Source organism: Lentzea flava (genome assembly GCF_014648475.1).
GTDB classification, from domain to species: Bacteria; Actinomycetota; Actinomycetes; order Mycobacteriales; family Pseudonocardiaceae; genus Lentzea; species Lentzea flava.
The window spans coordinates 97452-124090 of record NZ_BMRE01000023.1 but is presented as its reverse complement, the minus strand read 5'-3'; the positions used below and the strand labels follow the sequence as shown (position 1 = coordinate 124090).

The 26639-nt window shown below is 68.4% G+C and carries 22 protein-coding genes; 11 read left to right on the top strand and 11 right to left on the bottom strand.

Features of this window, described 5'->3' with window-relative positions:
* Nucleotides 1-66: 66 nt before the first annotated feature.
* From IEZ09_RS25125 to IEZ09_RS25115, 3 genes are all read right to left on the bottom strand, one after another.
* On the bottom strand, nt 67-1836 hold the full coding sequence (locus IEZ09_RS25125) for an alpha/beta hydrolase (RefSeq protein WP_229812931.1): 1770 nt from the start codon (nt 1834-1836) through the stop codon (nt 67-69).
* A gap of 176 nt (nt 1837-2012) precedes the next feature.
* A complete protein-coding gene (locus IEZ09_RS25120) occupies nt 2013-2909 on the bottom strand; it encodes a helix-turn-helix transcriptional regulator (RefSeq protein ID WP_229812930.1) in 897 nt (298 codons plus the stop codon).
* A 37-nt stretch (nt 2910-2946) separates the two neighbouring features.
* Nucleotides 2947-3768, bottom strand: a complete 822-nt coding sequence (locus tag IEZ09_RS25115; RefSeq protein WP_189256205.1) for an oxidoreductase — start codon at nt 3766-3768, stop codon at nt 2947-2949.
* A gap of 96 nt (nt 3769-3864) precedes the next feature.
* Between IEZ09_RS25115 and IEZ09_RS25110 the strand changes: the two genes are divergently transcribed.
* The gene (locus IEZ09_RS25110; protein WP_229812929.1) at nt 3865-4386 is read left to right on the top strand and encodes a TetR/AcrR family transcriptional regulator; all 522 of its coding nucleotides are present in this window, start codon (nt 3865-3867) and stop codon (nt 4384-4386) included.
* A gap of 53 nt (nt 4387-4439) precedes the next feature.
* On the opposite strand, the gene cobF is transcribed toward IEZ09_RS25110, so the two are convergent.
* A complete protein-coding gene (cobF, locus tag IEZ09_RS25105) occupies nt 4440-5183 on the bottom strand; it encodes a precorrin-6A synthase (deacetylating) (RefSeq protein WP_189256203.1) in 744 nt (247 codons plus the stop codon).
* Nucleotides 5184-5234: 51 nt separating this feature from the next.
* On the opposite strand from cobF, the gene IEZ09_RS25100 reads away from it, so the two are divergent.
* Nucleotides 5235-6245: a hypothetical protein gene (locus IEZ09_RS25100; protein WP_189256202.1), complete on the top strand. Its 1011-nt coding sequence runs from the start codon at nt 5235-5237 to the stop codon at nt 6243-6245.
* Here the strand turns inward: IEZ09_RS25100 and IEZ09_RS25095 are convergent.
* Both IEZ09_RS25095 and IEZ09_RS25090 read right to left on the bottom strand, forming a co-directional pair.
* Complete coding sequence (locus tag IEZ09_RS25095; RefSeq protein WP_189256201.1) at nt 6217-6852, bottom strand: peptidylprolyl isomerase; 636 nt, start codon at nt 6850-6852, stop codon at nt 6217-6219. The two genes, IEZ09_RS25100 and IEZ09_RS25095, sit on opposite strands and share 29 nt — an antisense overlap.
* A gap of 27 nt (nt 6853-6879) precedes the next feature.
* On the bottom strand, nt 6880-7542 hold the full coding sequence (locus IEZ09_RS25090; protein WP_189256200.1) for a DUF2306 domain-containing protein: 663 nt from the start codon (nt 7540-7542) through the stop codon (nt 6880-6882).
* Between the two features lie 112 nt (nt 7543-7654).
* On the opposite strand from IEZ09_RS25090, the gene IEZ09_RS25085 reads away from it, so the two are divergent.
* Nucleotides 7655-9268: a hypothetical protein gene (locus IEZ09_RS25085; RefSeq protein ID WP_189256199.1), complete on the top strand. Its 1614-nt coding sequence runs from the start codon at nt 7655-7657 to the stop codon at nt 9266-9268.
* A gap of 26 nt (nt 9269-9294) precedes the next feature.
* Nucleotides 9295-9465: a hypothetical protein gene (locus tag IEZ09_RS25080; protein WP_189256198.1), complete on the top strand. Its 171-nt coding sequence runs from the start codon at nt 9295-9297 to the stop codon at nt 9463-9465.
* Here IEZ09_RS25080 and IEZ09_RS25075 read toward each other — a convergent pair.
* Nucleotides 9457-11223: a tetratricopeptide repeat protein gene (locus tag IEZ09_RS25075; RefSeq protein WP_189256197.1), complete on the bottom strand. Its 1767-nt coding sequence runs from the start codon at nt 11221-11223 to the stop codon at nt 9457-9459. The two genes, IEZ09_RS25080 and IEZ09_RS25075, sit on opposite strands and share 9 nt — an antisense overlap.
* Before the next feature lie 101 nt (nt 11224-11324).
* Between IEZ09_RS25075 and IEZ09_RS25070 the strand changes: the two genes are divergently transcribed.
* The 3 genes from IEZ09_RS25070 to IEZ09_RS25060 all read left to right on the top strand — a co-directional run bounded on the left by IEZ09_RS25070 (nt 11325) and on the right by IEZ09_RS25060 (nt 13309).
* Complete coding sequence (locus IEZ09_RS25070; protein ID WP_189256196.1) at nt 11325-11753, top strand: DUF2690 domain-containing protein; 429 nt, start codon at nt 11325-11327, stop codon at nt 11751-11753.
* Between the two features lie 83 nt (nt 11754-11836).
* On the top strand, nt 11837-12268 hold the full coding sequence (locus IEZ09_RS25065) for a hypothetical protein (RefSeq protein WP_189256195.1): 432 nt from the start codon (nt 11837-11839) through the stop codon (nt 12266-12268).
* 168 nt (nt 12269-12436) lie between these two features.
* The gene (locus tag IEZ09_RS25060; RefSeq protein ID WP_189256194.1) at nt 12437-13309 is read left to right on the top strand and encodes a M23 family metallopeptidase; all 873 of its coding nucleotides are present in this window, start codon (nt 12437-12439) and stop codon (nt 13307-13309) included.
* A 29-nt stretch (nt 13310-13338) separates the two neighbouring features.
* On the opposite strand, the gene IEZ09_RS25055 is transcribed toward IEZ09_RS25060, so the two are convergent.
* Nucleotides 13339-16011 (bottom strand): AfsR/SARP family transcriptional regulator, encoded by a 2673-nt coding sequence (locus tag IEZ09_RS25055; protein WP_189256193.1) that lies wholly within the window; start codon nt 16009-16011, stop codon nt 13339-13341.
* Nucleotides 16012-16555: 544 nt separating this feature from the next.
* Between IEZ09_RS25055 and IEZ09_RS25050 the strand changes: the two genes are divergently transcribed.
* The 3 genes from IEZ09_RS25050 to IEZ09_RS25040 all read left to right on the top strand — a co-directional run bounded on the left by IEZ09_RS25050 (nt 16556) and on the right by IEZ09_RS25040 (nt 22279).
* Entirely contained in the window at nt 16556-18682 is a 2127-nt protein-coding gene (locus IEZ09_RS25050; protein WP_229812928.1) for a diguanylate cyclase, read from the top strand.
* A gap of 26 nt (nt 18683-18708) precedes the next feature.
* The gene (locus IEZ09_RS25045) at nt 18709-20682 is read left to right on the top strand and encodes an APC family permease (protein ID WP_189256192.1); all 1974 of its coding nucleotides are present in this window, start codon (nt 18709-18711) and stop codon (nt 20680-20682) included.
* A 241-nt stretch (nt 20683-20923) separates the two neighbouring features.
* The gene (locus tag IEZ09_RS25040) at nt 20924-22279 is read left to right on the top strand and encodes a tannase/feruloyl esterase family alpha/beta hydrolase (protein ID WP_229812927.1); all 1356 of its coding nucleotides are present in this window, start codon (nt 20924-20926) and stop codon (nt 22277-22279) included.
* Here the strand turns inward: IEZ09_RS25040 and pip are convergent.
* On the bottom strand, nt 22276-23223 hold the full coding sequence (gene pip, locus IEZ09_RS25035) for a prolyl aminopeptidase (protein WP_189256190.1): 948 nt from the start codon (nt 23221-23223) through the stop codon (nt 22276-22278). The genes IEZ09_RS25040 and pip overlap by 4 nt on opposite strands.
* Nucleotides 23224-23570: 347 nt before the next feature.
* Here pip and IEZ09_RS25030 point away from each other — a divergent pair, with 347 nt between their 5' ends.
* A complete protein-coding gene (locus IEZ09_RS25030; protein WP_189256189.1) occupies nt 23571-24776 on the top strand; it encodes an HNH endonuclease signature motif containing protein in 1206 nt (401 codons plus the stop codon).
* Between the two features lie 677 nt (nt 24777-25453).
* On the opposite strand, the gene IEZ09_RS25025 is transcribed toward IEZ09_RS25030, so the two are convergent.
* Together IEZ09_RS25025 and IEZ09_RS25020 are read right to left on the bottom strand one after the other, a co-directional pair.
* The gene (locus IEZ09_RS25025; protein WP_189256188.1) at nt 25454-25999 is read right to left on the bottom strand and encodes a DUF305 domain-containing protein; all 546 of its coding nucleotides are present in this window, start codon (nt 25997-25999) and stop codon (nt 25454-25456) included.
* Between the two features lie 66 nt (nt 26000-26065).
* Nucleotides 26066-26551, bottom strand: coding sequence for a hypothetical protein (locus IEZ09_RS25020; protein WP_189256187.1), 486 nt, complete (start codon nt 26549-26551; stop codon nt 26066-26068).
* Nucleotides 26552-26639: the final 88 nt, after the last annotated feature.

Genomic DNA, 26639 nt, shown 5'->3' with positions numbered 1-26639 from the left:
AGATCGCTAACAATCCATCGGTGGATCCGGGCTCAGGTGAACAAATGCGCCGTTCATCGACTGGTGTTACAGGTTGGCCGGCATGCCCGACTCGTCGGCCGCCGCCGTCGAGGAACCGCTGAGCAGGTCCTTGACGATCTTGTTGGCCTCCTTGACGGCAGGCGTGATCATCTTGATCTTGATCTTGCCGTTGGTGAGCTTGCCGCCGACGTCGTAGGTCTTGTCCTCGTTCGGCAGCGGGACGCCCTGGCAGCCGGTGAACTGCTTGCGCGGGGTCGCACCGGTCTGGAAGTAGAAGACGATCGGGTCGTCGACGCAGTCCGTGTTGTACGGGAACAGGCCGTGCGAGCCCTCGTTGTCAACGCTGATCATCTTGGCGTTCGGCAGCGCCTTGGCCGTGGCCAGGCCACCCTCGTAGGCGGTGGCGGCGTCGAGCTCGCTCTGCGCGACCAGCAGACGCGGGAACGTCTTCTTGTCCGGCTTCGGCATCGAGTTCTTCGTCGGCCAGTACGCGCACAGCGGCGTGTCCATGAACGGCGCGATGAACGGCGCGTTCACGGTCAGGTCGGCCAGCCAGTACTTCCAGTAGTGCAGGTTCTGGTTCCACTGACCGTCCTGGCAGCGGATGGCCTCGAAGGTGGCGTCCCAGGTCTCGACCTCGGCGGCGGCGGTCGTGGACTTCACCGCGACGCGTTCCTTCTTGGCGATCGCGGCGAGCGCGTTCGCCTTGCCCTTGGCGATGAACGCCTTGTTCTCGTCAGTGAGGCCCTTGGTGGCCAGCATCTTCGAGACGAGCTGCTCGACCTTCTCCGAGTCGGTGCCCGTGGCGCCGTTGCCGATCACCGCGGACACGGCGGCCGCGGCCGTCGGGTACTGGGTGGTGTCGTACATCGCCGGGATCACGAACCACGCGACGAACAGCTGACCGAGGAACTCACGCGTGCCGCCGGCCTTCTCCCAGTTGCGGCGGATCTCCATCGGGTCCGTGCCCTGGTTGTACGTGGCGTTGTTGCGCGCCATGTACGGCAGCAGCGCCTCCTGGAACTGGCGGTCGCGGGTGCGCGGCTGCAGGTCCCAGGTGTTCTCCAGCGTCGACTGCGAGGCGTCGACCGCCGAGTCGAGCAGCATGCGGTGGACCTTGCCGGGGAACGTGGCGGCGTACCAGGTGCCGAGCCACGTGCCGTAGGAGTAGCCGATGTACGAGGTCTTCTTCTCGCCGAGCAGGACACGGATGAAGTCCATGTCGTACGTGGTCTGCTCGGTGGTGATGAACTGCGTGAGCGGGTTCTCCAGGCAGCCCTTGACCTTCGCCCTGTTCAGCACGTCGGGGTCGGTACTGGCCGGGACGGTGTAGCTGCACGTGAGCGGCGTGGAGAGGCCGACACCGCGCGGGTCGAAGCCGATGAAGTCGTACTGGCCGGCGAGGACGGGAGCGCGCAGCGCCATCGCCGCGCCCCACGGCAGGCCGGAGCCGCCGGGCCCACCGGGGTTGACCAGCGCGATGCCCTGACGAGTGGTGCCCTTGTACGCGGTCTCCGTCTTGGAGACCCGGATGCCGATGGTGTTGCCGTCACCGGGGTTGTGCCAGTCGCGCGGCACCTGGACGGTCGCGCAGGCGAGGCCCTTGACGGTCTTGAGCTTCTTGACGGTCTCCTCGGCGACGCCGGGGAAGGTGCACTCCTCCCAGGTGATCTTCTGGGTGGCCAGCGCGCCCGCGAGCGCCGCCGTGTCCGGGTCCTGCGCGGCTGCCGCGTTCGCCGTCGGCACGAGCACCATGCTCGTGGCGGCCAACACCCCTGTCAGCGCGGCGAGCCCGCCTTTGAGGTACTTCCTCACGGTCGATCCCTTCCTGCCCCCGACACGACTGGGTCAGCCGTGCCTTCAGAGGGGGAGGAAGGGTTCTGAACGCTTTTGACACTCGTGGGTGATGGCAGAAAGTTGCCATGTCTGGAAACTGTCACCAAAGGTGTTCACAGAGTGATGAACACCTTCAGGTTTGTGACCTTGAGTGACTAGAGCCAACCGCGCCGTGACGCCTGGACCCCGAGCTGGAACCGCGTCTGGGCGCCCAGCAGCTGTTGCAACCGGCTGACGCGGCGGTGCACCGTGCGTTCGCTGACGCCGAGCTCGCGCGCGATCGACTCGTCCGTCAAACCGGCGCTGAGCAGCGCCATCAGCCTGCGCGTCGCCGTGGTCGGTTCCTCGTGGCTGTCCTGCTGGCTGCCCGGCGTGATCGACACGGCCATCCGCCAGAACGCCTCGAACAACTCGATGAGCGCGCTGAGCAACACGGACGGGTGAATGAGAAGTGCCACGACGTTCCCGCCGGTGACCGTCGGCACCGCGATCAGCGCCCGGTCCGAGTCGGCGATCACGAGCTTGAGCGGCACGCCGGGAAACGCCCGCGCCTGCTCGCCGACCGCGATGCTCTCCTGCACCGACGCGAACCCCAGCTCGGTCTGCAGCAGTGAGGAGTCGTAGACGACCCGGTACCCGACCCCGCGGGCGAGCGCGGGAGGCTGCGCGGGACTCGCCTCCGGCTGCGGGCTCAGGTACGAACCGGGGTCCAGTGCGCGGATCTCGGTCTTCGCCTGGCTCTGCATCTCCTCGAACGCGCTGATCACCTCGTCCGCGTCCTTGAGGACCTCGACGAAGTCGACCTCGCGCGCCCCGTGCTCGGCGTAGGCCTTCGCCAGCACCTCGGCCGTCTCCCTGGCCCTGATGGCCGCGGCCTCGTACCCGGAGGCGATGGCCGCCAGCGCCGACCGCGGCGGCCGCACCTCGTCGCCGCGGACCAGCCCGAGCCGTTCGAGTTCTTCGCGCGCCGCACCGGGTTCGGGTTCACTGCCTGCGAGCATCGCCAGGTAGAGCTTCTCGGCTTCCGGCGACAGCCCCGGTGGTTGGTGCACAGAACTCCCCTCGGTACTTCAAACCGAAGGTACCTGCTCAGACTTTGGCGGCGCGCCGCATCGCCCCGAGGAAGAGCGCGTCGAACGCCCGGTCGGACAACACCCTGCGCGCGAACAGGATCGGCGCCGCGCCGAACCCGGCCGCGTACCTCGTGCGCGGCCTGCGCGCCCGCGCCGCCTTGACGATGACGTCGGCGATGACCTTGGGGTCCGACCCGCGGTCGGCCTGGCTGAAGAACACCGCCAGCTGCCGCACCTGCTCTTTGTAGGCACCGTCGCCGGACGTCTTGCGCATGTTGTCGAGCGCGATGCCGCTCCACTCCGTCCTGATCGCACCGGGCTGGATCACCACGACGTCGATGCCGAACGGCTTCAGCTCCAGCCGCAACGAGTCGCTCAGCCCCTCCACCGCGAACTTGGTCGAGTGGTACCACCCGCCGAGCGGCTCGTAGATCTTGCCGCCGATCGACGAGACGTTCACGATCCTGCCGCTCTTCTGGTTCCTCATGTGCGGCACCACCAGCTGCACCAGCCGGGCCAGCCCGAACACGTTGACCTCGAACTGGTACTTGCCCTCCGACAGCGGCACGTCCTCGAACGCGCCGTACGAGCCGTAGCCGGCGTTGTTGACCAGCAGATCGATCCGGCCCGTGTCAGCGATGATCTGCTTGACACCGGCGACCATCGAGTCGTCCCTGGTCACGTCCATCTCGATCACCCGGATGCCCTGGGCGGCCAGCCCCTCCATCCGCTGCACCCGCCGTGCCGCCGCGTACACCACGTACCCGGCCTTGTGCAGCTCCACCGCCGTGGCCTCACCGATCCCCGACGAGGCACCCGTGACCAGTGCGACCTTCATGACTTCCGCTCCTAACTAACCAGTTGGTTGCTTGACTCCAGGCAACCACGACACCGCTCGCGTGTCAACCAACTAGTTGGTTAGAATGGTCGGGTGGTGAGGGACAGGGAAGCGACCAAGGCGAAGCTGCTGGATGCGGCGCTGGCCGAGTTCGCCACGCACGGCATCGCCGGCGCACGGGTCGACCGCATCGCCGCCAAGGCCGGCTGCAACAAGGCGATGATCTACGCCTACTTCGGCAGCAAGGAGGACCTCCTCGACGAAGTCCTGAAGATCCAGATCACGCGCCTGATCGAGGCCGTCCCCATCACCCCCGACGACCTGCCTGGCTACGCGGCCCGCCTCTTCGACACCTATCAGCAGCAGCCGGAGCTGCTCAGCCTGCTGGGCTACCACCGGCTGGAGAACGGCTTCGAGGCGGTCAACAAGGCCGAGGCCGACGCGCACGCCGAGAAGGTGGCCGCGATCGCGGAGGCCCAGCGCGCGGGCCGGCTGCCCTCCGACTTCGACGCCGAGGAACTGCTCAGCCTCGTCGTGCACATGTCGATACTGGCGTTCTCGACGCCGGTTGCGAACCGTGACCTGGTCGTTCGCTCGGTCGCGAAGCTCCTCGCCTGACAGAGGACTCAGCCGATCGCCTCGACGGCGATCCGGAAACCTGGCGAACCGCGTCAGGTCCTGCGCAGCAGGTAGGTGTCCATGATCCACCCCTTGCGCGCACGGGCCTCCTCGCGCAGCTCGCGGATGCGCGGCGCCACGTCCCCGACCCGCCCGGACACCAGGATCTCGTCCGGCATCCCGAGGTACGCGCCCCAGTAGATCCACGTGTCGGGGTCGACGCCCTCGAACGAGTACTTCGCGTCCAGCATCACGGCCACGTCGTCCACGCCGGAGGGCCATCCCTCGGCCAGCCGCCGGCCGGTGGTGATCTGCACGGGCTTGCCGACCTGGTTCAGCGACACCCGGTGCCCTGCCGTCAGGGCCGCCACCGACGTCACGCCGGGAATCACCTCGACCTCGAACGTCTCCCCGCGTGCCGCGAGGTCGTCCAGGATCGCGAGCGTCGAGTCGTACAGGGACGGGTCGCCCCACACCAGGAACGCGCCGACCTCGTCCTCGCCCAGCTCCGACAGCAGCTCCAGGCACACGTCCGCGCGGGCCCGGCGCCAGGCCTCGATCGTGGCCACGTAGTCGGTGGGGGTCCGGTCGCGGTCCGGGTCGGGGCCCTCGACCCACCGGTACGGGCGCGTCACGTGCTCGGCGAGGATCGACGAGCGCAGGTCGACGAGCTCCTGCTTCACCGATCCCTTGTCCAGCACGAAGAACACGTCGACCGTCTGCAACGCCTTGACGGCCTGCAGCGTCAGGTGGTCGGGGTTGCCCGCGCCGATACCGATGACCAGGATCTTTCGCACCGGCACACAGTAACCGCGGGCGGCGGTCAGAACGGGACAGGGGAGAGCTCGGTGGAGTTGTCGGAGTTACCGGAGCGTGCTCGGCAGGTCTTCTTCCGGTTGTGCTGCCTGGAGGAGCAGGACCGGTTCACCTACTTCCTGCGGGAGGCCGACGACGGCCTGGCGGTGCTGGCCGAGCACGGCCTGATCGAGTTCGAGGGCCGGCGGGTGCGTCTCGACGCGGAAGCGGAAGCGGCGGGCAAGGCGTTGGCGGGAGCCGAGTTCGCGCGGTCGGTCGACGAGGAGCTCGCCGCCAACTGGGTCGCGTCGATGATGGTGGAAACCGGGCCGCACAAGGCGGATGCGCTCGACCACGCCACGCCCTACCTGCGGCGCCTCGGCCGCTGGGACGAGCTGGCCGGCCTCGAGGACCAGCTGGGGCGCCACGACCGCGCCATCGCGATGAAGGCAGAAGCGCTTCGGCAGGCCTACGAGGCAGGCGAACCGCACGCGATCAGCAAGGGGCACCACGACTTCGCGGTGCTGCTCGGCCGCGTGGAGAGCTCATCCCAACGCGTGCTGGCGCACTACTTCGCGTCGGCGGTGATCGCCGCCCGGTCCCACGCCCCCACCCTGGGCGACGAGATCGAGATGCTGGCCATGTTCACGTTCGCCTTCGGCCTGCCGGAACGCATCTCGCTGGACGACATCTGCGCCCTGGCCGAGGAGACCGAGGGCGTCCGGCTCGGCGAACTGCTCGCGCGTCTGCCGATGAGCGCGCCCGACGAACTGCAGCAGCTGGCCGACCGCGCGATCGCGCGGGCCCAGGAGACCATGCGGGACTGGACCCCTCTCATGACCGCCGTGGTGCTGCAGGCGGAAGGCGACACCACGTGGGCCGACCAGCTCGAGAACGAGCTCGCCGGCCTGGAGCGAGACCCCGGCGCGGTGCCGATGGCACGTGCGCTGCGGCGCGTCCTGGCCGGCGAGCGAGGTCCCGAACTGGTGCGGGGACTGGGAATGCTGCCGTCGGGGATGATCCTGAAGATCCTGGCTAGCCTGCGAGAACGTGCAGGATCCTGACCGGCTTCTTCGGCGCGCCGTCGAGCGTCCCGTCCGGCTGCGGCACGATCCCGGCCTCGACGATCCGGTCCAGCGTGTCCATGCCGTGGACGACGTGTCCCAGCACGGTGTACACGGGCCGGATGTTGGCGAACGAGTGGACGATGAAGAACTCGCTGCCGTTCGTGCCGGGTCCCTGGTTGCCGTACGCGATGGTGCCGCGCGGGTACGTCTCCCTGCCCGTCACCTCGTCGGCGAACCGGTAGCCCGGCCCGCCCTCCTCTGCCTGGTAGATGTCACCGCACTGCAGCACGCCGAGGCGCGCGGTGTTGGTGAGCCGCCAGCACTGGGTCATCGTGTAGAACCAGCTGCGGGCCAGGTGCGCGAAGTTCTCCACGCCGCACGGAGCGTTGGCGCGGTCGAGCTTCGCGACCACCACGCCGTAGTTGGTCACGATGGTGACCTTGACCTTGCCCTTCGCCGGAACGGTCGCGGGCGGCGGCTGGACCGGGCGGGCCGCCGGGTTCTCCGGGGTCGGGATGAACTCGCACTTCGCGGTCGGCGGTGCGGCGTGGGCGGTTGCGGGCGCCAGCACCACCATCATCAACACAGCGAGCAGTAGCCTCATGACTGCCGACCGTAGCCGTCAGGCACGTCAGGCGGGAACGGTTTCCCGCTGCTCGACCGCCGCCCGGCGCCGCGCAGGCTTGCGCTCCAGCCACCACTGCGAGATCAGCAACGGCACCACCCACCCCGTCCACGTCGCGATCCCGGCGATCGTGTTCGGCAGCTGCGCCTCCGGCACACGATCGGCCAGCAACAGGAACGCGACCACACCCCAGATCCGGTTCGTGATGATCGAGACGGTCAGCGCGAAACTGCGGATCATCCACTTGCGGTGGTCGCGGAACTGCCGCGTCCTGGCCGCCCGCCACGCCAGCCACGTGAAGACCAGCCACAGCACGGCCAGCATCACGTCGCTGACCATCGCCACCGGCCCGAACGGCGTCATCCAGCCGATGACCAAGCCGGACAGTCCAGCCGGGAGCACGCCCGCCCAGACGTAGACCCGGCCGATCCTGCGGTGCCACGCGGGGAAGCGTCCGCGGAACCACGGCCAGATCTGCACGACGCACGTGACGATGGCGATGGACGCGCAGAAGACGTGCACCAGCAGGAAGGGGTAGTGCGGTCCCCAGTCCGACTGCACACGCGCCGATGCGCGATCACCGGTCAAATAGGGCGGCAGCGAAAACGCCACGAACGCCACCACCACGAAGGCCAACGGTCCCACCCAAGGCTTGCGCAACCACGTCATGGCGCCACGTTCGCGTTCGGCGCTGACCGATCGCGTACCGCTCGCTGACGTCCATGATTTGTCCACTGATTGGTCGTTTCGCGACGTGCTCGGTCGGCCCCAAACTGGCGTGGTGACATCCGAGTCGCTGGTCGCCGCCGCCCTCGACACGATGCCGGAGCAGCGGCAGGCCATTGCGGACGGCGTGGCCACCGAGGAGACGTACGAGGCCGTCGCCGGTCGGGTCGCGGTTCTCGAGGCGCTGGGCAAGGGCTGTGCCGGCCTCGCCGAGATCGACGCGGAGGACCTCGGGCTGATGCAGCAGCACGTGTTCACGTGCGCGCTCTGCAAGCCCGCGGACCCGAAACGGCTCAGGGAGCGCGTCGAGTACATCGCGCCGGGCCTGGTGGCGGTGCCGGACGACGAGGAACGCCGATGGCTCGCGTTCCTGAACAGTCCGGTGCGCACGGTGTCCGACGTGGTTACGAGGCCGGTCCGGGCACTGACCGACCTCGTCACCAAGAACAGCGCGGTGCTGACCGACCCGCACGTCTGGAAGGCCGCGGCCGCCGTCGTGGGATTCGTGGTGTTCCTCGTGGCGATGCCGAGCTCGGAACGGGTGGAGCCGCCGACGCGCAACGAGGCCCAGGCAGTCACCGATCCGACCGAGACTCCGCCGGGGAACACGCCACCGCCGGTCGCTGGCCCGTCGGTGTCCGCTGCGCCGCCCGCCACCGGCACCAACGCCACGGGCACGAACGCGACCGGTGTGAACGGCACGACAGGTACGACCGGTACGAACGGCACGACGAAAGCGGACGACCCGGTCACCGGAGGAACGTCCACAGAGGACAAGAAGATCGGCGCCTGGGCCTACGCGACCACGTCCATGGGCCAGTACGACCAGGCGGTCGGCCAGGAGGTCGAGCTGAACCCCCGGTGGCAGTGGGGAACCTGGCGCCGCAACGGCATCGAGCGCTACGTCACGCTGATCAGGCAGGGCGAGGGCGACTACGTCGTGCGGGTGCCGGAGGTCAGCGGCGGCACCGTGCACGCCGAACTCAGCCTCGGCTGGGGCTACTACCAGCCGTTCTCCTGCCAGACCGAGGGCACCCGCGCCGACGGTCGCGACCTGCTCGTCGACGTCGCGTGCTTCAACCCGAACGGAACGCGGAAGAACCTGCCGTTCACCGTCGTCTTCGTGAGCGACGGCCCGGCCGTCCGGTACCGCGGTGGCGCGAGCGGCGTCGTCAGGACCGGGACCGGCCAGTACGAGGTGACCACGTTGGGCGGCAACGGGTTCGCGATGGTCTCGCCGGTCGGGCAGTACCAGGCGCGCTGCCGGTCGACGGTCGAGGCCACGCGAATCAAGGTCGCGTGCGACACCGACAGCGACTGGAACCTCACCTACACCTCCAACGCGATCCACCACGACCTGTCCGCGCCCGCGGCCAGCCTGGAGACCGGCAGCAACAGGTCGTGGAGCAGCAACGGTGAAACGCCCACGGTGACCAGGACCGCGGTGGGCCGGTACGACGTGCAGTACAAGAGCATCGGCAACCCGAAGGTCTGGCCGGGTGAGGCCGTGCTGGTCAGCGCCAGCGGGCCGGAGCCGCGGTACTGCCGGATCTGGGCGTGGAACGGCTATTCCTACCCGCCCGGCGTGCTGGTGCAGGTGTACTGCTTCGACCAGGCAGGCGCGGCGGCCGACGCGACGTTCGCGCTCGCCTACCTGCGAAGTCCATGATTTGTCCACTGATTGGCCGTATCCGCATGCACCCGAACGGCCCCAAGATGGTGTGGGACTTCGTGCATGTGCACCACTTCTGGGGGCTCGCGCTGTCGTGGACGAAGCAGCAGACCGTCCGGCCGTTGCCCACGTCGGCGCACACCACGACGCCTTGGCGCTCGACAGCGAGGGAGGCGTCCCGGTCGTCACGGTGACTCGTCCGCTGGGGTGAGGTACAGCCTCTCGGCCTGCCGCATCCGCCGCAACGCCTGCTCGACGAACCCGGCCTCGAACAGCAACCTGGCGGCGTCGGCGAGAAGTTCCTTGTCCCGCAATCGAAGCGCGAGCTCGGCCGCCTGGTCGAAACAGCCGAACGCTTCCGGCGCCCGCACGGCCCGGTAGGCGAGACCCAGGTTCAGCAGACACGGAACGTCCACAAAGGCCTCGCACGCCGACCGGTAGCACTCGATCGCCTCGTGATGACGGCCGGCCGCGTGGTGCAGTTTTCCCATGCCGTTGTACGCCCGGCTGAGCCGCACCGCGTCACCGATGCGCACGCAGATGTCTCGTGCCTGTTCGTAGTAGCCGATGTCGCCGGTGGCCCGGCCGAGGCTCAACAGGGCCCGCACCTCGCCCCGCGAGTCCCCCGAGGCGACCCGAACGGCCAGGACCTCCTCGAAGAGCTCGCGAGCGGACTCCGCGTCACCGCTGTCCAGGCAGAGATTTCCCATGCCCGTCAACGCGCTCGGCTCGCGGTAGATGTCCAGCGCCTCGGCGTGGCAGCGCTCCGCCTCCTCGTGGTTGCCCCGGTGGAACCACGCGTGCCCGAGGTGCGCGAGCGCCAACGCCTCGGCAGGCCGGTTGCCCCTGGACCGTGCCGCCTCCACCGCCGCCGTCTGCACCTCCACCGACATCTGGTCGACGAGCCGCTCGGCCAGCGCGAGCCGTCGTTCGTCGTCGGCCACGGCCACGGCGGCGACCGCGTTCTCGGTCTCGGCGTCCGCGACCGCCACGTAGTGGTCGAGCAACCGTCCGAGCGCCTCGGGTTCGCGCGGCTCCAACGTCTTCGCGTACTCCCGCAACAGGGGGTGCATCGTGATCCGGTCGTTCTGCCCGTTCTCCAGCAGGTGAAACGAAAGCAGCCTGTTGCGCGACCGCCGCACGTCACCGCCGGCCAGCGCGGTGAGCGCGGTGATCGAGAACTCGCGCTCGAAGCCGTCTCCGAGCAGCCGGAACACGCGGGCGTCCTCGGGCGAGAGCTGCTTGTAGGCCCACTCGAACGCCTTGTGCACCTTGTCGCGTTCGGCCCGGATCTCCTCGACCAGGTCCGCGAGCGTCGCCGTCGTGCGCAGGCGCGCCAACTCGGCGGCGACCACCAGGGCAAGCGGCAGGCCGCGGCACGCCCGGACGAACGCCCGCGCGGCTTCGGGTTCGAGGTCGACGCGCGACCCGAGGCGTGCCCGCAGCAACGTCAGGGAGTCCTCGGGACTCATCGGCCCCAGCACCACCCCGCCGAGCCGTTCGCGGCTGGTCGCGATCACGTTCCGGAACACCGTCAGGTCGTCGTCCCTGCCCACGTTGTCCAGCACGAACAGCACGCGCCGGTTGCCGAGCACCTCGTGCAGCTGCGCGCTCAGCTCGTTCCGCAGCCGGATGTCGTCGTGGGTGAGCGCGCGGATGAACTCGGCCAGCGCGTCGTCCATGGTGAGGTGGGCGAGGTCGGCGCGCAGCTGACCGTCCGGGAACTCCTCCGCGACCGCGTGCGCGAGCCCGAGCGCCAGCGTGGTCTTGCCCGTTCCCGGCGGGCCGCAGACCAGGGCGACACCCTCGTCCGAGCTGAGGGCCTCGCGCAACGCCGCCAGTTCGCCCGCACGCCCGTGGACCACGGGCCGGGGCCCCAACTGCCTCGGCACGCGGTCGGGCGGCCCTGGCAGGGCGAGGTTGTTGCGCGCGTCCACCGGGTACTTCCGCACGCGTTCGAACCTAGCGCGTACTGCGGTTCTGACACCTCGCTGACACCTGACCGGGTGCAGCTGTCAGGTCGCTGCAAGCGCGGTTCAGCAAGGTCAGCGCCATGAAGTCGACAAGCCTGATCGCCGCGGCGGCGCTGACGCTCCTGAGCTGCCTCATGGCGCCGGACGCCCAGGCGGCGTCCTGCAGCGGACGTGGCTGCAACGGCAAGGACCCGGCCGACACCGGGTGCAGCGCCGGGTCCACGGTCGCGGACACCGCGGACATGTACACCAGCGGCAAGGCGGAGTTGCGCTGGTCTCCGACGTGCAGGACGAACTGGGTCCGCATCTCGAACTACTCCGGCGGTGACTCGGCACTGCGCATCACCGTCTGGTCGAGCAGCGATCACGTCGGCTTCGTCGCGCCGGGAACGCCCGGCAACCACTGGGGAAACATGGTCTACGCGCCCGGCTGCGCCCGCGGCGAGGTGCTCTACGTCGACGCCAACGGCGTCCACCGCACCGCCCGGCTGCAGTCGAGCGCCTGCTGAGGGGGCGTGCCGTGACCGGCTACATCACCGACTGACTTTTCCGCCCTGCATCAAGACCTTCGCAAAACCATTGAGGGAGAAGCATGTTCAGCAAGATTGCCAGCACCGTGGGCGCAGCCGTCATCGTCGGCGGTGCGATGCTCGGGCTCACCTCGCCTGCTCAGGCCGAGTCGGCGCCGGGGTGCTCGCGGGTGGAGCAGATCGGCTCCACCGGCTACATCAAGAGCGGCGGCACCAACATCGGTTCGGTCAAGCAGTTCAAGGGCTGCAACAAGAACTGGGCCTACGTGTACGTCTGGGAGGGTTTCCGCAACTCGCACTCCAACTGGGACGTCTGCGTCAGCGTCGCCACCGGCCGCAGCGCCCCGTTCACCCTCGAGGGCCTGCAGTGCTACGGCAAGAAGGCCGAGAACTGGTCGGAGGGCACGAACACGCTGAGCGTGTGCACCCACGCCGTCGGCAACATCCAGTGGGGCTCCAACAACCCCAACGGCAAGTCCGACATCCGCTGCTGATGTGAAGAGCCAGACCGTGCTCACGGCACGGTCTGGCTCTTCACCGCCGACAAGATCCTGGTGGCCGTACGCCGCGTGACGGCAGGAGCATCCGGATCAGCGATCTGAACAGCCATGGAACGCCGTACTCCGAGGTCCGCCGGATCTTCGGTCATTGAGGGGAAATCCATGAACGTCAAGAGAATGCTGTCCGCCGTCGCGGGGCTGGCGATCAGCCTCGGCGCACTGGTGGTCACCGGTCAGGCCGCAGAGGCCGCACCCGGCTTCCAGATGCCGTTCCCGTGCGGCCAGGTGTGGTCGGGGCAGACCCGCGGCCCTGGCGACGACCACCCGCACAACCCGTACGAGGCGATCGACTTCAACCGCGCCGACGACGAGGGCGACTGGGTCGTCGCGTCCGCGGCCGGCAAGGTCTCCCGCGTCGAGAACCGCGGCAACGAGAGCTACGGCAGGTGGATCGAGATCAACCACGGCGGTGGATGGGCCACCCGCTACGCCCACCTGTCGTCGCAGAACGTCTCGGTCGGCCAGCAGGTCTCCATCGGCCAGAAGATCGGCAAGGTCGGCAACACCGGTGGCTCGACCGGTGCGCACCTGCACTTCGAGCAGCTGCAGAACGGTGACCCGAAGCGCGTCGTGATGAACGGCCAGACGGCCCTGTACTACGGCACGAAGAACTACAAGAGCAACAACTGCGGCGGCGGTGGCGGTGGCAGCACCAACCCGTACACCCCGGAAGAGGTGTGCGGCGACGGCTACAAGGTGATCGACGGCGCGAACGTGACCGGCGCCCGGATCTCCCTGCTGTACAACGCTTCCAACGGCTACAACTGCGTCGTCGCGATCAAGACCACGAAGATCGGCACGGCATCCGACGTCGGCGCGTTCCTCCAGGTCAAGGGCGGAACCAAGACCACCGACCGGGACGAGTACGGCTACTACGCCGGCCCGATCCGCAAGAAGGCCGCCGACACGTGCGTGTCGTGGGGTGGCCAGGTCGGTTCGTCCAGCTACTCCAGCCCGTTCGAGCACTGTGGCTGATTCCCGGGGCTGATTCCCGGGGCTGAGTTCTAGCTGATCACGCTTTCCAACAGGTTGTCCTTGCGCAGACCGGGTGTGCCGAGCAGTTCGGCCGCCCGGTCCGCGTGCTTTTCCCGCCCTGCCTTGGCGAGCACGTGATGGGCGACGCCCTCGCCGTACCGGTCGCCGCGCGCGCTGGTGATCTCCAGGCAGCGCTGGGCGTCCATTGTGGCCTCTTCGGTCTTCCCGGCCGCCAGCAACACTTCCGCGCGGCACAGCAGGGCCTGCCACTCGTCGTTGTGCTCACCCGTCGCCCGGCACAGCTCGATGCACTCGTCCAGCGCGACCACCGCCTCGTCGAGCCGGTCGAGCTTGAACAGCGCCTGCCCCTGCGATGCCAGCGCGTACGCGGTGCCGGCGGCGTCCTGGTCCCGGCGGGCGTGCCGCAGGCTCTCGGTCGCCGCGTCGAGCGCCTGCTGGTATCGCCCGGCGACCTGGTGCACCTGGGCGAGTGCCGAGAGCGGAACCCGTTGCGCACCAGCGGGTCCGTGGTCCTCGATGAGCTTGACGGCCTCCGCGAGGGTGGCCGACGCCCGGTCGAGGTCGCCGAGTTCGCGGTGGATCGTGCCGATGCCCGCGAGCGCACGGCCCTGGCCGAACGGGTCGTCCGCTCGTGCTTCCAGCACCTCTTCGAGCTGGGCGAGCGCGGTCTCGAACTCACCGATCCGGCGATTGGCCGCTGACTGCACGAGAAGCGCGGTCTGCAACGCGGCCGAGGTGCCGATCGTCCGCGCGGCCTGCAGAGCGATCTGACCGAGCTCGATCAGGTCGGCCACCCTGTCCTGTTTGAACAGGTGCGGGTACAGCATGTGCGCGATCGCCAGGGCGTGCTCGGCCAGCGCCGGCTCCGCCATCGTGGACCGCGCCGCCGCCAGCAGGTTCTCCGCCTCGTCGGTGAGCCACCGCAACGGCTCGTCGAGATCCTGGTGCGTGGCCGAGTTCGTGAGCGCGCCGTAGGCGTGCGGGCGCAGCTTCTTCAACGCGGCGGTGAGCGTCTCGCGGTAGTGCGTGAGCGCACGGGTCAGCGCGTCGTGCTTCTCGTCGTTGGGGTGCTCGGCGCCGAAGAGCCTCAGCAGGTCGTGCACGCGATACCGCTCCGGCCCGCACGGCTCCACGAGCTTGGCGTCCACCAACGGGTCCAGCACGCGGTCCACGTCGTCCTGGCCGAGCAGCGCCTGCGCCGTCGACTCGCTCACCGTCGGCACGTTGAGGCAGCACAACAGGATGAACGCCCTGGTCGACGAGTCGGTCAACCCCTCGAAGCTCAGCTGGAAGCTCGTCCGCACGCCGAGGTCGTCGAAGTTCAGCTCGTCCAGCCGGTGCCGCTGGTCGGCGAGCCGGCGGGCCAGCGTCGCCGTCGTCCAGTCCGGCCGGCTGCGCAGTCGTGCGGCGGCGATCGTGAGGGCGAGCGGCAGGTGGTCGCAGGCCTTCGCGACCTGCCTGGCGTCCTCGCCGTCGTCGCCGAGCAGCTGCACGGCGTCCTCCTCCGGCAACGGGCCCAGCCGGACGTGCCGTGCGCCGAGCGTCGCCAGCATCCGGCGGCTCGTGATCAGGACCGTCGACCCCGCCTCGCCGGGCAGCAGCGGCCCGACCTGGGCCGCGTCCACGGCGTTGTCCAGCACGATCAGGACCCTGCGCCGGGCGAGCGTCGACCGGTAGAGCGCGGCGGCTTCCGACGTGTCCGTGGGCACCGCGAGCGGTGGCGTGCCGAGCGCGCGCAGGAACCTCCTGAGCACCTCGGCGCAGGAGAGCGGCGACCGACCCGGCGTGGCGCCGTGCAGGTCCACGTACAGCTGACCGTCCGGGAAACGTTCGGCCATCGCGTGCGCCGCCGCGGTGGCGAGAGCACTCTTGCCCTGCCCACCTGGCCCGTGCACGGCGATCACGGTGTCCGGGCAGCCGGTGATCAGCTCGATCTCGGCGCGGCGGCCCACGAACGGCTCAGGGGCCTTGGGCAGCTCCCTCGGCACGGCGGGAATGTCGCCTTGCAGGATCGCCGCGTGCAGGTCCTTGAGCTCCTGCCCCGGATCGAGCCCGAGCTCCTCCGCCAGGTGCCGCCTGCCCTCGTCGTAGACCCTGAGCGCGTCCGCCTGCCGTCCGCTGCGGTGCAAGGCGACCATGAGCGCGCCGCGCAGGCGTTCCCTGGTGGGGTGCTGGGTGACGTACCCGGTCAGCTCACCGATGACCTCGTGGTGCCGGCCCTCCTTGATCGCTTTGTCGACACGTCGCTCAATCGCCCCGAGCCGCTCCTCCTCCAGCTGGTTCGCGAGCTGCGTGTTCGTGGTCAGCTCGGCCAGGGCGGGGCCGCGCCAGTAGCTCAGCGCCTCGTCGGGGTCCTCCGCCTCCCGGAACAGCTGCAGGTCCAGCGAACGGTCGGGGATGTCGAGCCGGTACCCCTGGCGGGACCACTCGAGCGAGACGCCCGGCAGGTCCTTGAGCGCCCTCCTGAGCTGCGACACGTGCACCTGCACGGCTTTGCGCGCGCTGGCGGGCGGGTCGCCGTCCCACAGGATCGACATGAGGTGGTCGACGCTGACGGTCTGACCGGCGTGCAGGAGCAGCAGCACCAGGACTTGTCGCGGCTGACCAGCGGAGATGCGGACGTCCCGCTGCCCGTGCGTGACGAGCAGCGGCCCAAGCACCCCGAACCGAACGCCGTCCACGCGGCCAACGATATCCCGTCCAAAACAGTGTTGCGGACGTTGTGCCGGGTCAGACGGTCGTACGTCCACATTGGATGGACCGATGGGTTTGTCAGTCCAGCAACGGTCAACGACGAAGATAATTCGGAAGAGATGTCCGGGACGGCCGTACGAAAATCGCCGTGAGCCCCGCGTTGCGCCCCTCGGGTGTCCGCCAACAGGTCGAACGCGCGATCATGGACGTGATCGGAGGTGGTACGAGGTGCCGGAATCGCGGTCAGGCGGGGAAAAGTCGTGCAAAAATCGATCGGGGACCACCTGCGGACGCGGATCGGCGACACACCCGGGATCACCGCACCGGACGCGTTCGTGGGCGGATTGGGTGAGCAGGCGTACCCGGCTGCCGCAACGGCACTCGGTTTTCTTTCACGCTGAAAACAGAACAGGGATTTGCGGTAGCGTCCGTATTAGTGGGTCACCTCATTGGAGTAACGACGGTGCCGCGATCATCCCAAGTCGGGCATCATCACCTGGCTCGACCAAGTCGTAGAACGAGGGGTCTCGTGTGACCATCTTCCGTGCCGGCCGGACCGGAGCGTGGTGGATGTACCTGGTGGCAGGGCACCTGCTGCTGGGCATCTACTACCTGATTCCGGTCAGCCCTGCGGGAACAACGGGGCAGACGGTACGAGTGGTGCTCTACTGCACGATCAGCGCCTCGGCCGCGATCGCGACATTCGCCGGAGTGCGCCGCAACCGTCCCCAATGGAGGCGGCCGTGGGTGTTCCTGGCACTCAGCCAGGTCGTTTACGCGATCGCCGACCTCACGTTCTACACATCGCACTACGTCTTCCGGTACGACGTTTACCCCTCGTACGCCGACATCTTCTACCTGGGGCATTATCCGCTGATGGTGGCGGGCGTGATCCTGCTGATCCGCCGCCGCGCTCCCGGTCTCGACCTGCCGAGCCTGCTCGACGCCGCCGTCCTCGCGGTCGTCGCGGGCATGGCGTCGTGGCTGTACATGATCGGCCCGCAGGCGCGGCTCACGTCACCGGTGCTGGCGAAGGTCGCCTCGCTCGGCTACCCGATGATGGATCTCGCGCTCTTCGTGGTGGCACTGCGTTTAATCTTCGGCGCAGGACCGCGCCCGCGCGCGTTCGTCCTGCTGACGGCCAACCTGCTGGGAATCCTGACGGCGGACACGATCTACGTGCTGCAGCGCCTCGACGGCAGCTACCACGCAGGCAACTTCCTCGACGCCATCTGGTTGTCGGCCAACCTGTGCATGGGTGCGGCCGCACTGCACCCGACGATGGCGCGGCTCGTCGACCGGGCGCACGTCAAGGACGTCGGCCTGAGCCGCGGCCGGATCGTCGCGCTGTCGTCGGCCGCGCTGGCCGCGCCGGTGCTGATGCTGGTCCACGACGTCAAGTCGTCGCAGGACGTCCTGGTGCTGGCGGCGGGCAGCGCGCTGCTGTCGTTGCTGATCATCGCCAGGCTCGCGGGGCTCGTGGCGGACCAGCGCAAGCTCGCGATCACCGACAGCCTCACCGGGCTGCACACCCGCAGGTTCTTCGAAGCCCAGCTGCCGTTGGAGATCGCTCGCGCGCGCCGCAGCGAGGGCTCGGTCGCGGTGTTCATCATCGACGTCGACCGCTTCAAGTCGATCAACGACAACTACGGCCACCCGGCAGGCGACGACGTGCTGATGGAGGTCGCGGCACGGCTGCGCGCGGCGTCCAGGTCGGGTGAGGTGCTCGCGCGGTACGGCGGCGAGGAGTTCGCGCTGCTCGTCCCGGACGCGGGGCCCGGCAGGCTGTCGGTGATCGCGAACCGGCTGCGCGAGCGCGTCGCGGAGAAGCCGATCCCGGTGAACGCGGGCAACGACGACATCCCGTTGTCCGTCACGGTGTCCGTCGGCTCGGCGAGCTTCCCGACGCACGGCGACGGCCCCGACGACATCGTGGTGATCGCCGACAGGGCGCTGTACGCGGCGAAGGCGGCGGGGCGCAACCGGATCGCCGTCGGCCCGGAGCCGTTGCCCGCGGTCGACCCGGACACCGACGGCGCGATGGCGGAGTTCCTCTGCCAGGTCGCCGACCGGGTGGACGGGTGGCTGCACCGCTACGACCACAGCCGCTCGGTGTCGCGCTGGGCCGGCGTGGCGGCGGGGGAGTTCGGGCTCGACGCGCCGACGATCAGGGTCGCGCAGCTCGCCGGGCGTCTGCACGACATCGGCAAGATCATCATTCCCGAGGTGGTGCTCACCAAACCGGGGGCGCTGTCGGAGGAGGAGTGGCGGCTGCTGCGCCAGCACCCGGACTTCGGCTACCGGCTCGCGCGGATGGTGCCGGGGTTCGCGGGCGTCGCGCACGTGATCAGGCAGCAGCACGAGCGCTACGACGGCGCCGGCTACCCGGACGGGCTGCGCGGCGCGGACATCAGGGCAGAGGCCCGCATCTTGTCCGTATGCGTGGCTTGGGCCGCGATGCGGTCAAACCGTCCACACCAGACGGCGCTGGACGAGAACCGGGCGCGCCGCGAGCTGTGGGCCGGCCGAGGCCAGCAGTTCGACCCGGACGTCGTCGACCTGTTCCTGGACCTGCACTCCCAGGGCAGCATCGGGACGCTGCGCCCGTCCGGTTTGTCCGTTCAGGAGGCTGGATTCCCCGCCGACTTCAGGCCTTGATCGCCGGGGGATGGCATGCTCTGCCCATGAGCACGGAGTACGCCATCCCTGCAGAGGTCCCGAGCCCGGAACGGCCGGCGCCACCGGGTGGGCCGTTGGGAAGATGGCTGCTTGCGGACCGTGTGGCGCCTTCGGGTCCGGAGAGCGCGGAGTCGCACGCCGAGCCGCACGCGTGGTGGAAGGTCATGACGCTGACCGGCGTCGACTACTTCTCCACGCTGTCGTACCTGCCGGGCATCGCCGCGCTGGCCGCCGGCGCGTTGTCGCCGCTCGCGACCTTGCTCATCGTGGCGCTGACGTTGCTCGGCATGCTGCCGATGTACCGGCGGGTGGCGAAGGAGAGCCCGCACGGCCAGGGTTCGGTCGCGATGCTCGAGGACCTGCTGCCGTTCTGGCGGGGCAAGATCTTCGTGCTGGTGCTGCTCGGGTTCGTGGCGACGTCGTGGATCATCACGATCACCCTGTCCGCGGCCGATGCCTCGGTGCACGCGCTGGAGAACCCGTACGTCCCCGAGTCGTTGCGCCACTACGAGCTCGCGCTGACCATCGTCCTGCTGCTCATCCTCGGTGGCGTGTTCCTGATGGGCTTCAGCGAGGCCGTGGGCGTCGCGATCCCGTTGGTCGCGGTGTTCCTCACCCTGAACGCCGTCGTGGCCGTGGTGGGCATGGTGGAGGTGTTCGCGACGCCGGACGCGTTGCAGCGCTGGCTCGACGCGCTCGGGACGCAGGGCAACGGGGTCTTCGGTGTCGTCGGTCCGGCGATTCTGGCGTTCCCGCTGCTCGTGCTCGGTCTGTCCGGCTTCGAGACGGGCGTCAGCATGATGCCGCTGGTCGCCGCCTCCGGCAAGACGCCGGAGGAGCGCATGGAGAGCCGGGTGCGCAACACCCGCAAGCTGCTCACGACCGCCGCGTTGATCATGTCGGTGTACCTGATCGCGACGTCGTTCATCACCACTGTGCTGGTGCCGCAGGACAAGTTCGAGGCGGGCGGCCCCGCGAACGGCCGTGCGCTGGCGTACCTCGCGCACGAGCTGCTCGGTGAGGCGTTCGGCACGGTCTACGACATCAGCAGCATCCTGATCCTCTGGTTCGCCGGCGCGTCCGCGATGGCGGGTCTGATCAACATCGTGCCGCGCTACCTGCCTTCCTACGGCATGGCACCGGAATGGGGCCGCGCGGTCCGTCCGGTCGTGATCGTCTACACGCTCGTCTGCATCATCATCACGATCATCTTCAACGCCGACGTCAACGCACAGGCCGGTGCGTACGCCACGGGAATCCTGGCGATGATGGTGTCGGGCTCGTTCGCGGTCACCGTGTCCGCGTGGCGCAAGAAGCAGCGCGGCGCGATCATCGGTTTCACCGTCCTGACGCTGGTGTTGCTGTACGCACTGGTGGAGAACGTGATCGAGAAGCCGGACGGCATCACGATCTCGTTCTTCTTCATCCTCGGCATCGTCGTGATCTCGTTGGTGTCGCGTGTTTCCCGCACCACCGAGCTGCGGGTGGACAAGATCAAGTTCGACGAGAAGGCACGTCAGTTCATCACCGACACGATCTCCAACGACGGCAGGATCACGTTGATCGCGAACCGCCGCCAGGCCGGTGACAAGGCGGAGTACGACGAGAAGGAATCCGAGCAACGCGGTATCAACCCGGTGCCCGGCTCGGCCGACGTGATCTTCCTGGAGATCGACATCGTCGACCCGTCGTCGTTCAGCCACGTGCTGTGCGTGCGGGGCGTCGAGATCGACGGACATCGCGTGCTGCGTGCTTCCGCTCCTGCCGCGCCGAACGCGATCGCGGCGATCCTGCTCGCGCTGCGCGACTCGACCGGCGTGATCCCGCACGCGCACTTCGAGTGGTCGGAAGGAAATCCGCTCGGCCACCTCTTCCGCTACCTGATCCTCGGCCGCGGGGACACGCCTCCGGTCGTACGCGAGATCATCCGCTCGGCGGAGGACGATCCGTCCCGACGACCACGCGTGCACGTCGGATAGCTGGAAGACTTCCTCCTGTACGTCCGTCTACAGGGGGAAGGACGCCATGCATCGCCAACTGTTCGTCTTGGTTCTCTCGGTTTTGCTGGTGGGAGCAGGGATCGCTCCCGCGGTTGCCGCTGACCAGGGTTCGCGTCCGGTGCGTTCGTGCGCCGATTTGGTGCGTTCGTACGACGTGCCGAACGCCCGGACCCGTGTCACGTCGGCCTCAGTTGTCTCTGGCGCAACGGAGTTCTGCGACGTGCGCGGCACGATCGAGCCGAACATCGGCTTCCAGCTGAAGCTGCCGACCCGCACCTACCAGGGCCGCTACCTCCAGTACGGATGTGGCGGATTCTGCGGAATCATCGATGATCCGGCCTTCCCGAAGGGCTGCGGACCGGCCTTCGGCGACGCCGCGGTGGCCGCGACCGACGACGGTCACCAGGTGACGCCGGAGAACGGGTTCGACACGACCTGGGCGATCGACAACCAGCAGGCCCGCGACGACTACTTCTACCGCGCGCCGCACGCGTTGTCGAAGGTGTCCAAGCGAATCATCTCGGTGTTCTACGGCTCTGCGCCGCGCAAGTCGTACTTCAACGGCTGCTCCAACGGCGGCCGCGAGGCGCTCCTGCTGGCCCAGCGCTACCCGCACGACTTCGACGGCATCATCTCGGCCGCGCCGGCGTTCACCTACACCGCGCTGATCGGCTACCAGGCGTGGATCGCGCGCAACGCCATCCCGAACGACAAGATCGTCCTGCTGCACGACGCGGTGATGAAGGCGTGCGACGGCCTCGACGGCTTGGTGGACGGCCAGATCGAAGACCCGAGGCTGTGCAAGTTCGACCCTTCGTCGCTGGCGGGTCAGCTGACCGACGACGAGATCGCCCGCGTCCGCCGTCTTTACGCAGGCCCGTCCGACAACGGCGTGCGGCTGTACCCTGGTGGCCAGGCGTACGGCTCCGAGATCTCGTGGACGTTCTGGCTCAACCCGACGCCGGAGTTCGGCCAGGCGATCGCCGCCGGCCTCGCGGACAACGCGCTGAAGCACCTCGTCTACCCGATCGGAAAGCCGCACTCCTCGCTGGCCTCGTTCGAGTTCACGCTGCGCGAGTTCCGCCGCCTGGTGCCGGAAACGGTGAAGGCGAACGCGATGTCCCTGGACCTGCGCGAGTTCCGCCGCGGAGGCGGCAAACTGATCATCTGGCACGGCGCAGGAGACGAGGGCATCCCGTTCGAGGGCACGCTCGACTACTGGCAACGACTGACCGGCGGCCGCACGCAGGGCTGGGCGCGCCTGTTCGTCGTACCGTCGATGTGGCACTGCTTCGGCGGCGACAAGCTGACGGAGTTCGACCCGTTGCCGGCACTGGTCTCGTGGGTCGAGGGCGGCCCTGCACCGACACGCGTGGTCGCGTCCGGTCGCGACTCCGAGGGCAACCTGGTGCGCACGCGCCCGGTGTTCCCGTACCCGTTGCGCGCCAAGTACGACGGCTCGGGCTCGGTGGACGACGCCTCGAACTTCGTCGCAGCGCCAGGCTTCGGCTTCTCCGACCGAATCCGATGGGCCGGTGAGGACCTGTACCACCGACCCGGACCCGTTGCCCCTTAACGAAATCTCTCGACGGCGTCCGCAATGGCCTTGCTCATGCTGCCGCCGTCGCTCGCCTGGTGGCCCGCGTCGTTCAGAATCACGAGCTCGGCGTCGGGCCACCGCCTGGCCACCTCCCACGCGGTGCTGAGCGGGCTGCCGAAGTCGTTGCGCCCGTGGATCAGCACACCAGGAATCCCGCTGAGACTGCCGAGGTTGTCGAAGATGTAGTTCGGCTCCAGAAAGCAGTCGTTGCCCCAGTAGTGCGTGACGACCCTCGCCATCCGGTAGCGCGTCACCGGGTCTTCGTAGCGGGTGCCGGTGAAGTCGTTGTCGCCGCCGGTGATGGTGGAGAGATCCCACTTGTTCCAGTCCCACGCGGCCTTCTCGCGGACCTCCGGGTCCGGGTCGTTGAGGAGCTTGTTGTAGGCGCGGGCCAGGTTGCCCTCCCGCTCTTCCTCGGGCACGCCGTTCCGAAAGGCCTCGAAGTAGTCCGGGTAGAACATGCCCAGGCCGCGAGTGATCCACTCGAGCTCCTCGGGGCGACCGGCCGTCACCGCCGGAATGATGATCTCGCTGACCCGCTCGGGGTGCTGGACGGCGTAGGCGAGGATCAGGGTCGAACCCCAGGAACCGCCCATCAGCAGCCACTTCTCGATGCCGAGGTGTTCGCGCAGCTTCTCGGCGTCGTCGATCAGGTGCTGGGTGGTGTTGTGCTCCATGCTGGTGTCCGGGTCGCTGGCCGGCGGCGTGCTCTTGCCGGTGCCGCGTTGGTCCCAGAGGATCAGGTTCCAGTGGTCCGGGTCAAAGTCCTGGCGCCACACCGGGTTGGAGCCGGAGCCCGGGCCGCCGTGGAAGACGACCGCCGGCTTGCCGTGCGGGTTGCCGCTTGCTTCCCAGTGGATGTGCTGGTTGTCGCCTACGTCGAGCATGCCCTGGGCGTAGGGCTCCACCTGTGGGTACATGGTGGGGACTGTATTGATCTGCGGGGCGGGTGCCGATCGGTTTTGGCCTTGGGTTCCAGCGGAGGGGGCATGTGGCTTGCGTGAGGTCGCATTGCGTCGGTGGTTGCGTGGGCATTGACGAGCGGGGTCATTTCATCGCCGCTTCGCGACGATTGCGATTGGGGCTTGACTTCGGGGCCCTTGCGAGGCGCAGATCGGCCTTCAAAAGCCGGGCATAAGGAGCCCGGCCGATCCGAACACGTAATTACCGCTTGAACAGCGCGGCAGGCTTCGCGTCGGTTCGATTCACTCGATGGTGTTCCTTTTCGACCGTAATGTTCTCGTGATCTTGCGGTAGGGTCGAACACGTGAGCGAACCCCGGCTTCCTCTCCTCTCCACTGACGAGCTGCTGCGCAGCATCGTCGGCAAGGTGGCGGAAATTCGGGCCCGCGAATATGCAGTGATGCAGGAAATCGCCGAGCTGAATCGGCGCGGAGCCGCGGCCGAGCTGGGGTACAAAACTCTGCCGCAGGTGTTGCGGCACGCTCTCCGCTGGGATCCGACGACCGCCAGGCGCTGGGTGGAGCAGGCCGTGCTGCTCAGCAGTGAGATCACACCGACCGGCAGCGAAATCACCCCCGCCCTTCCGGTGACCGCCGCGGCCGCGGCCGAGGGCGCGCTGTCGCTCGACCACGTCGCCGCGGTCGCCGAGGCGATGAAGACCCTGCCCGCCGAGGTCGAGAACTTGGTCGTGGAGTGTGCTCGCGACCACGAGCCCGCCGCGGTGCGCACGTTCGGCAAAGACCTGGCCTACGGCCTCTACCAGAACGACCCCGAACCCCGTGACCCCGAACCCGCGCCCGATGGCAACCGGCTCACGCTGCGGCAGAACAAGGCCGGGGACTGGAAGCTCGCAGCGACCCTGGACGCGGTCACCGGCGCGAAGTTCGCGACGCTGCTGGACCCGCTGGCCAAGCCCCGGCCGACCACCGACGAGGGCCCGGACCCGCGTTCGCGCGACGAGCGCCAGGGCGACGCCCTGGCCGAACTGATCGACCTGACGCTGCGAGCCGACCAGCTGCCCGAGCACGGCGGCGAACCGGTCACGCTCACCCTGACCATGGCTTATCAGGATCTGGCCGAGCAGGTCGGTCACGCGGTGCTGGACAACGGCGACCGCGTCCCGGCCGATCAGGTCCGTCAGCTCGCCTGCAGCGCGGGCATCATCCCCATGGTTCTGGGCGGCAAATCTCAGCCGCTCGATGTGGGCCGCCGGTCGCGGCTGTTCACCGCCGGGATCCGCCGCGCCCTGGTCGCCCGCGACCACGGCTGCGCCTTCCCCGGCTGCAACCGTCCACCGAAGCACTGCGATGCCCACCACGTCCATCACTGGGCCGACGGCGGCGACACTCGCATCGACAACGGCGTCCTGCTCTGTCGCCACCACCACACGCTGATCCACCGCAGCGGCTGGGAAGTCACGATCGAGCAGGGCGTGTCGGTCTTCTACCCGCCTGCCTGGCTCGACCCTCAACGCAGACCCAGACGCAACCAGCTCCACACCGCCGCCTGACCCCGACCAGGGAACGCGAGCGGCCCCCACCATGCCAACCGCCACGGCCGTGCAGCTCCACCACGGCCGTGGCACAGCCATGCCCAGAATCCGGCCAGAGTGGGAAAGCTGCGACAGTGACAAGAGCGATCACGCTGGCGAAGCACCTGCACCCGCATCGGCAACGGCCCGGACGAGGCCTGGGTAGCAGCACAGGACACCGGCCAGACAGCCCGTGGCCCGGCACAAGCAATGGCATCGGCAAAGCCGAAGACAAGCACCGATCCCACTGCTGCTATGCGACGCAAGCAGCAAAGCCCCGCCCGCCACGTATTGCCAACGGCAAAGCCGAAGTGGCACCCGCGGAAACCGCGATGGCGAAGCCGAGCCGGACAGGACCCGATGCCACGCCGTTCAAGCGGTAATGTCCGGAACCCGACCGCCTAACGTGACCACGCACGCTCGCGATTGGGGCTTGACTTTGGGTGCGAGGTGCTACCGTGCTCGGATCGGCCGGGCTCCTTATGCCCGGCTTTTATAGGCCGATCTGCGCCTCGCAAGGGCCCCGAAGTCAAGCCCCAATCGCAATCGTCGCGAAGCGGCGATGACGTAACCAACGCTCGTCAAAGCGCCCACGCAACCGCGCTGGAACGCAACCCGCACAAGCCGACCCGCATTCACCGGTAGGACCGGCGGGTTCAGGCTTTCTTCTTGGCCGCGATCTGGTCGATCACCTCGGTCTGGGAGACCACGATCTTGCCCGCCAGCGCCTTCGAGCCCACGTGCACACCCTTGGCCTGGGCTTCCTTGGCCATGTCCACGCCGCTGCGCAGGTGGCGGGAGAGCGTGGCCAGGAAGAGGTCGTCGAACTGCTTGCCCTGGGCCGCCTTCAGGGCTTCCACGTCCTTGGCGGTCATCATGCCCGCCATCTTGTGGGTGGTGGCGGCGTCGTCGCCCGGGATCGGGATGTTCCACGAGCGGAGGTAGGTCGACATCTGCTCGATTTCGCCGGCTTCCGCTGTGGCGATCTTGTCGGCCACGTTGACGACGAACTCGTCCTTGGAGCGTTCCACGGCGACTTTGGCGATGTCGATCGTTTGGCGGTGGTGGGGGATCATGCGCAGCGAGAATGTCGCGTCCGCCTCGTTGGCTGCTGGTTCGCCGGCGGCGGTGGTGCCGCCCGCGCTGGAGCAGCCTGTCAGTGCTAGCAGGCCCAGCACGATGATGAGCAGACGCGCACGCATGAAGCCTCCCGTCTCGGTGTTCCCTGGTGAGGGATACGGGTGGCCGTTCTGTCCGGTTCAGCGCAACTAGGAACTCAGGGCGTTGAGGGCCTTGACCACGTTGAACACGACGTCGGGGTGGCCCAGGGGAAGTGGGGCCGGGATGCGGTCGTCCGGGGCGTCGTGACTGCGGACCACCACCTGGGCGAAGGGTTCGTCCACTTCGATCTCGGGGTCCACCAGCAGTACTGAGCGGACGAGGTCCTCGTGGTGGCGGACGAGGTCGATCACGTCGGCTGCCACCGGGCCGCTGGTGACCACGTCCAGGACGGTGCGCGGGTCGTCGCGGTGTTTGCTGAGGACTTTGTCCACTGTGGACTTCCACTCCGGAGCGGCGGGGACTCGGAGCCAGACGATGCGCAGCCGGTCGGCCAGCTCGCGCCAGGTCGCGGGGATCTCGTCGTGCGAGGCTTCGCCTGCTGGATCGATCACGAGCACTGTGGCCGCTCCGGCCGGTCCGTCGGCTACTACGCCGGGGCCTGTCGCCCTGGCGGGCTGGGTGAAATCGCGCATGTCCCTGGCTACCCGCGAAGACGCTTCTTTGCACCCAGTACCAGTGCGGTGAGTTGACAGGACCACCGGTCGAGGTGGACTTGTTGGT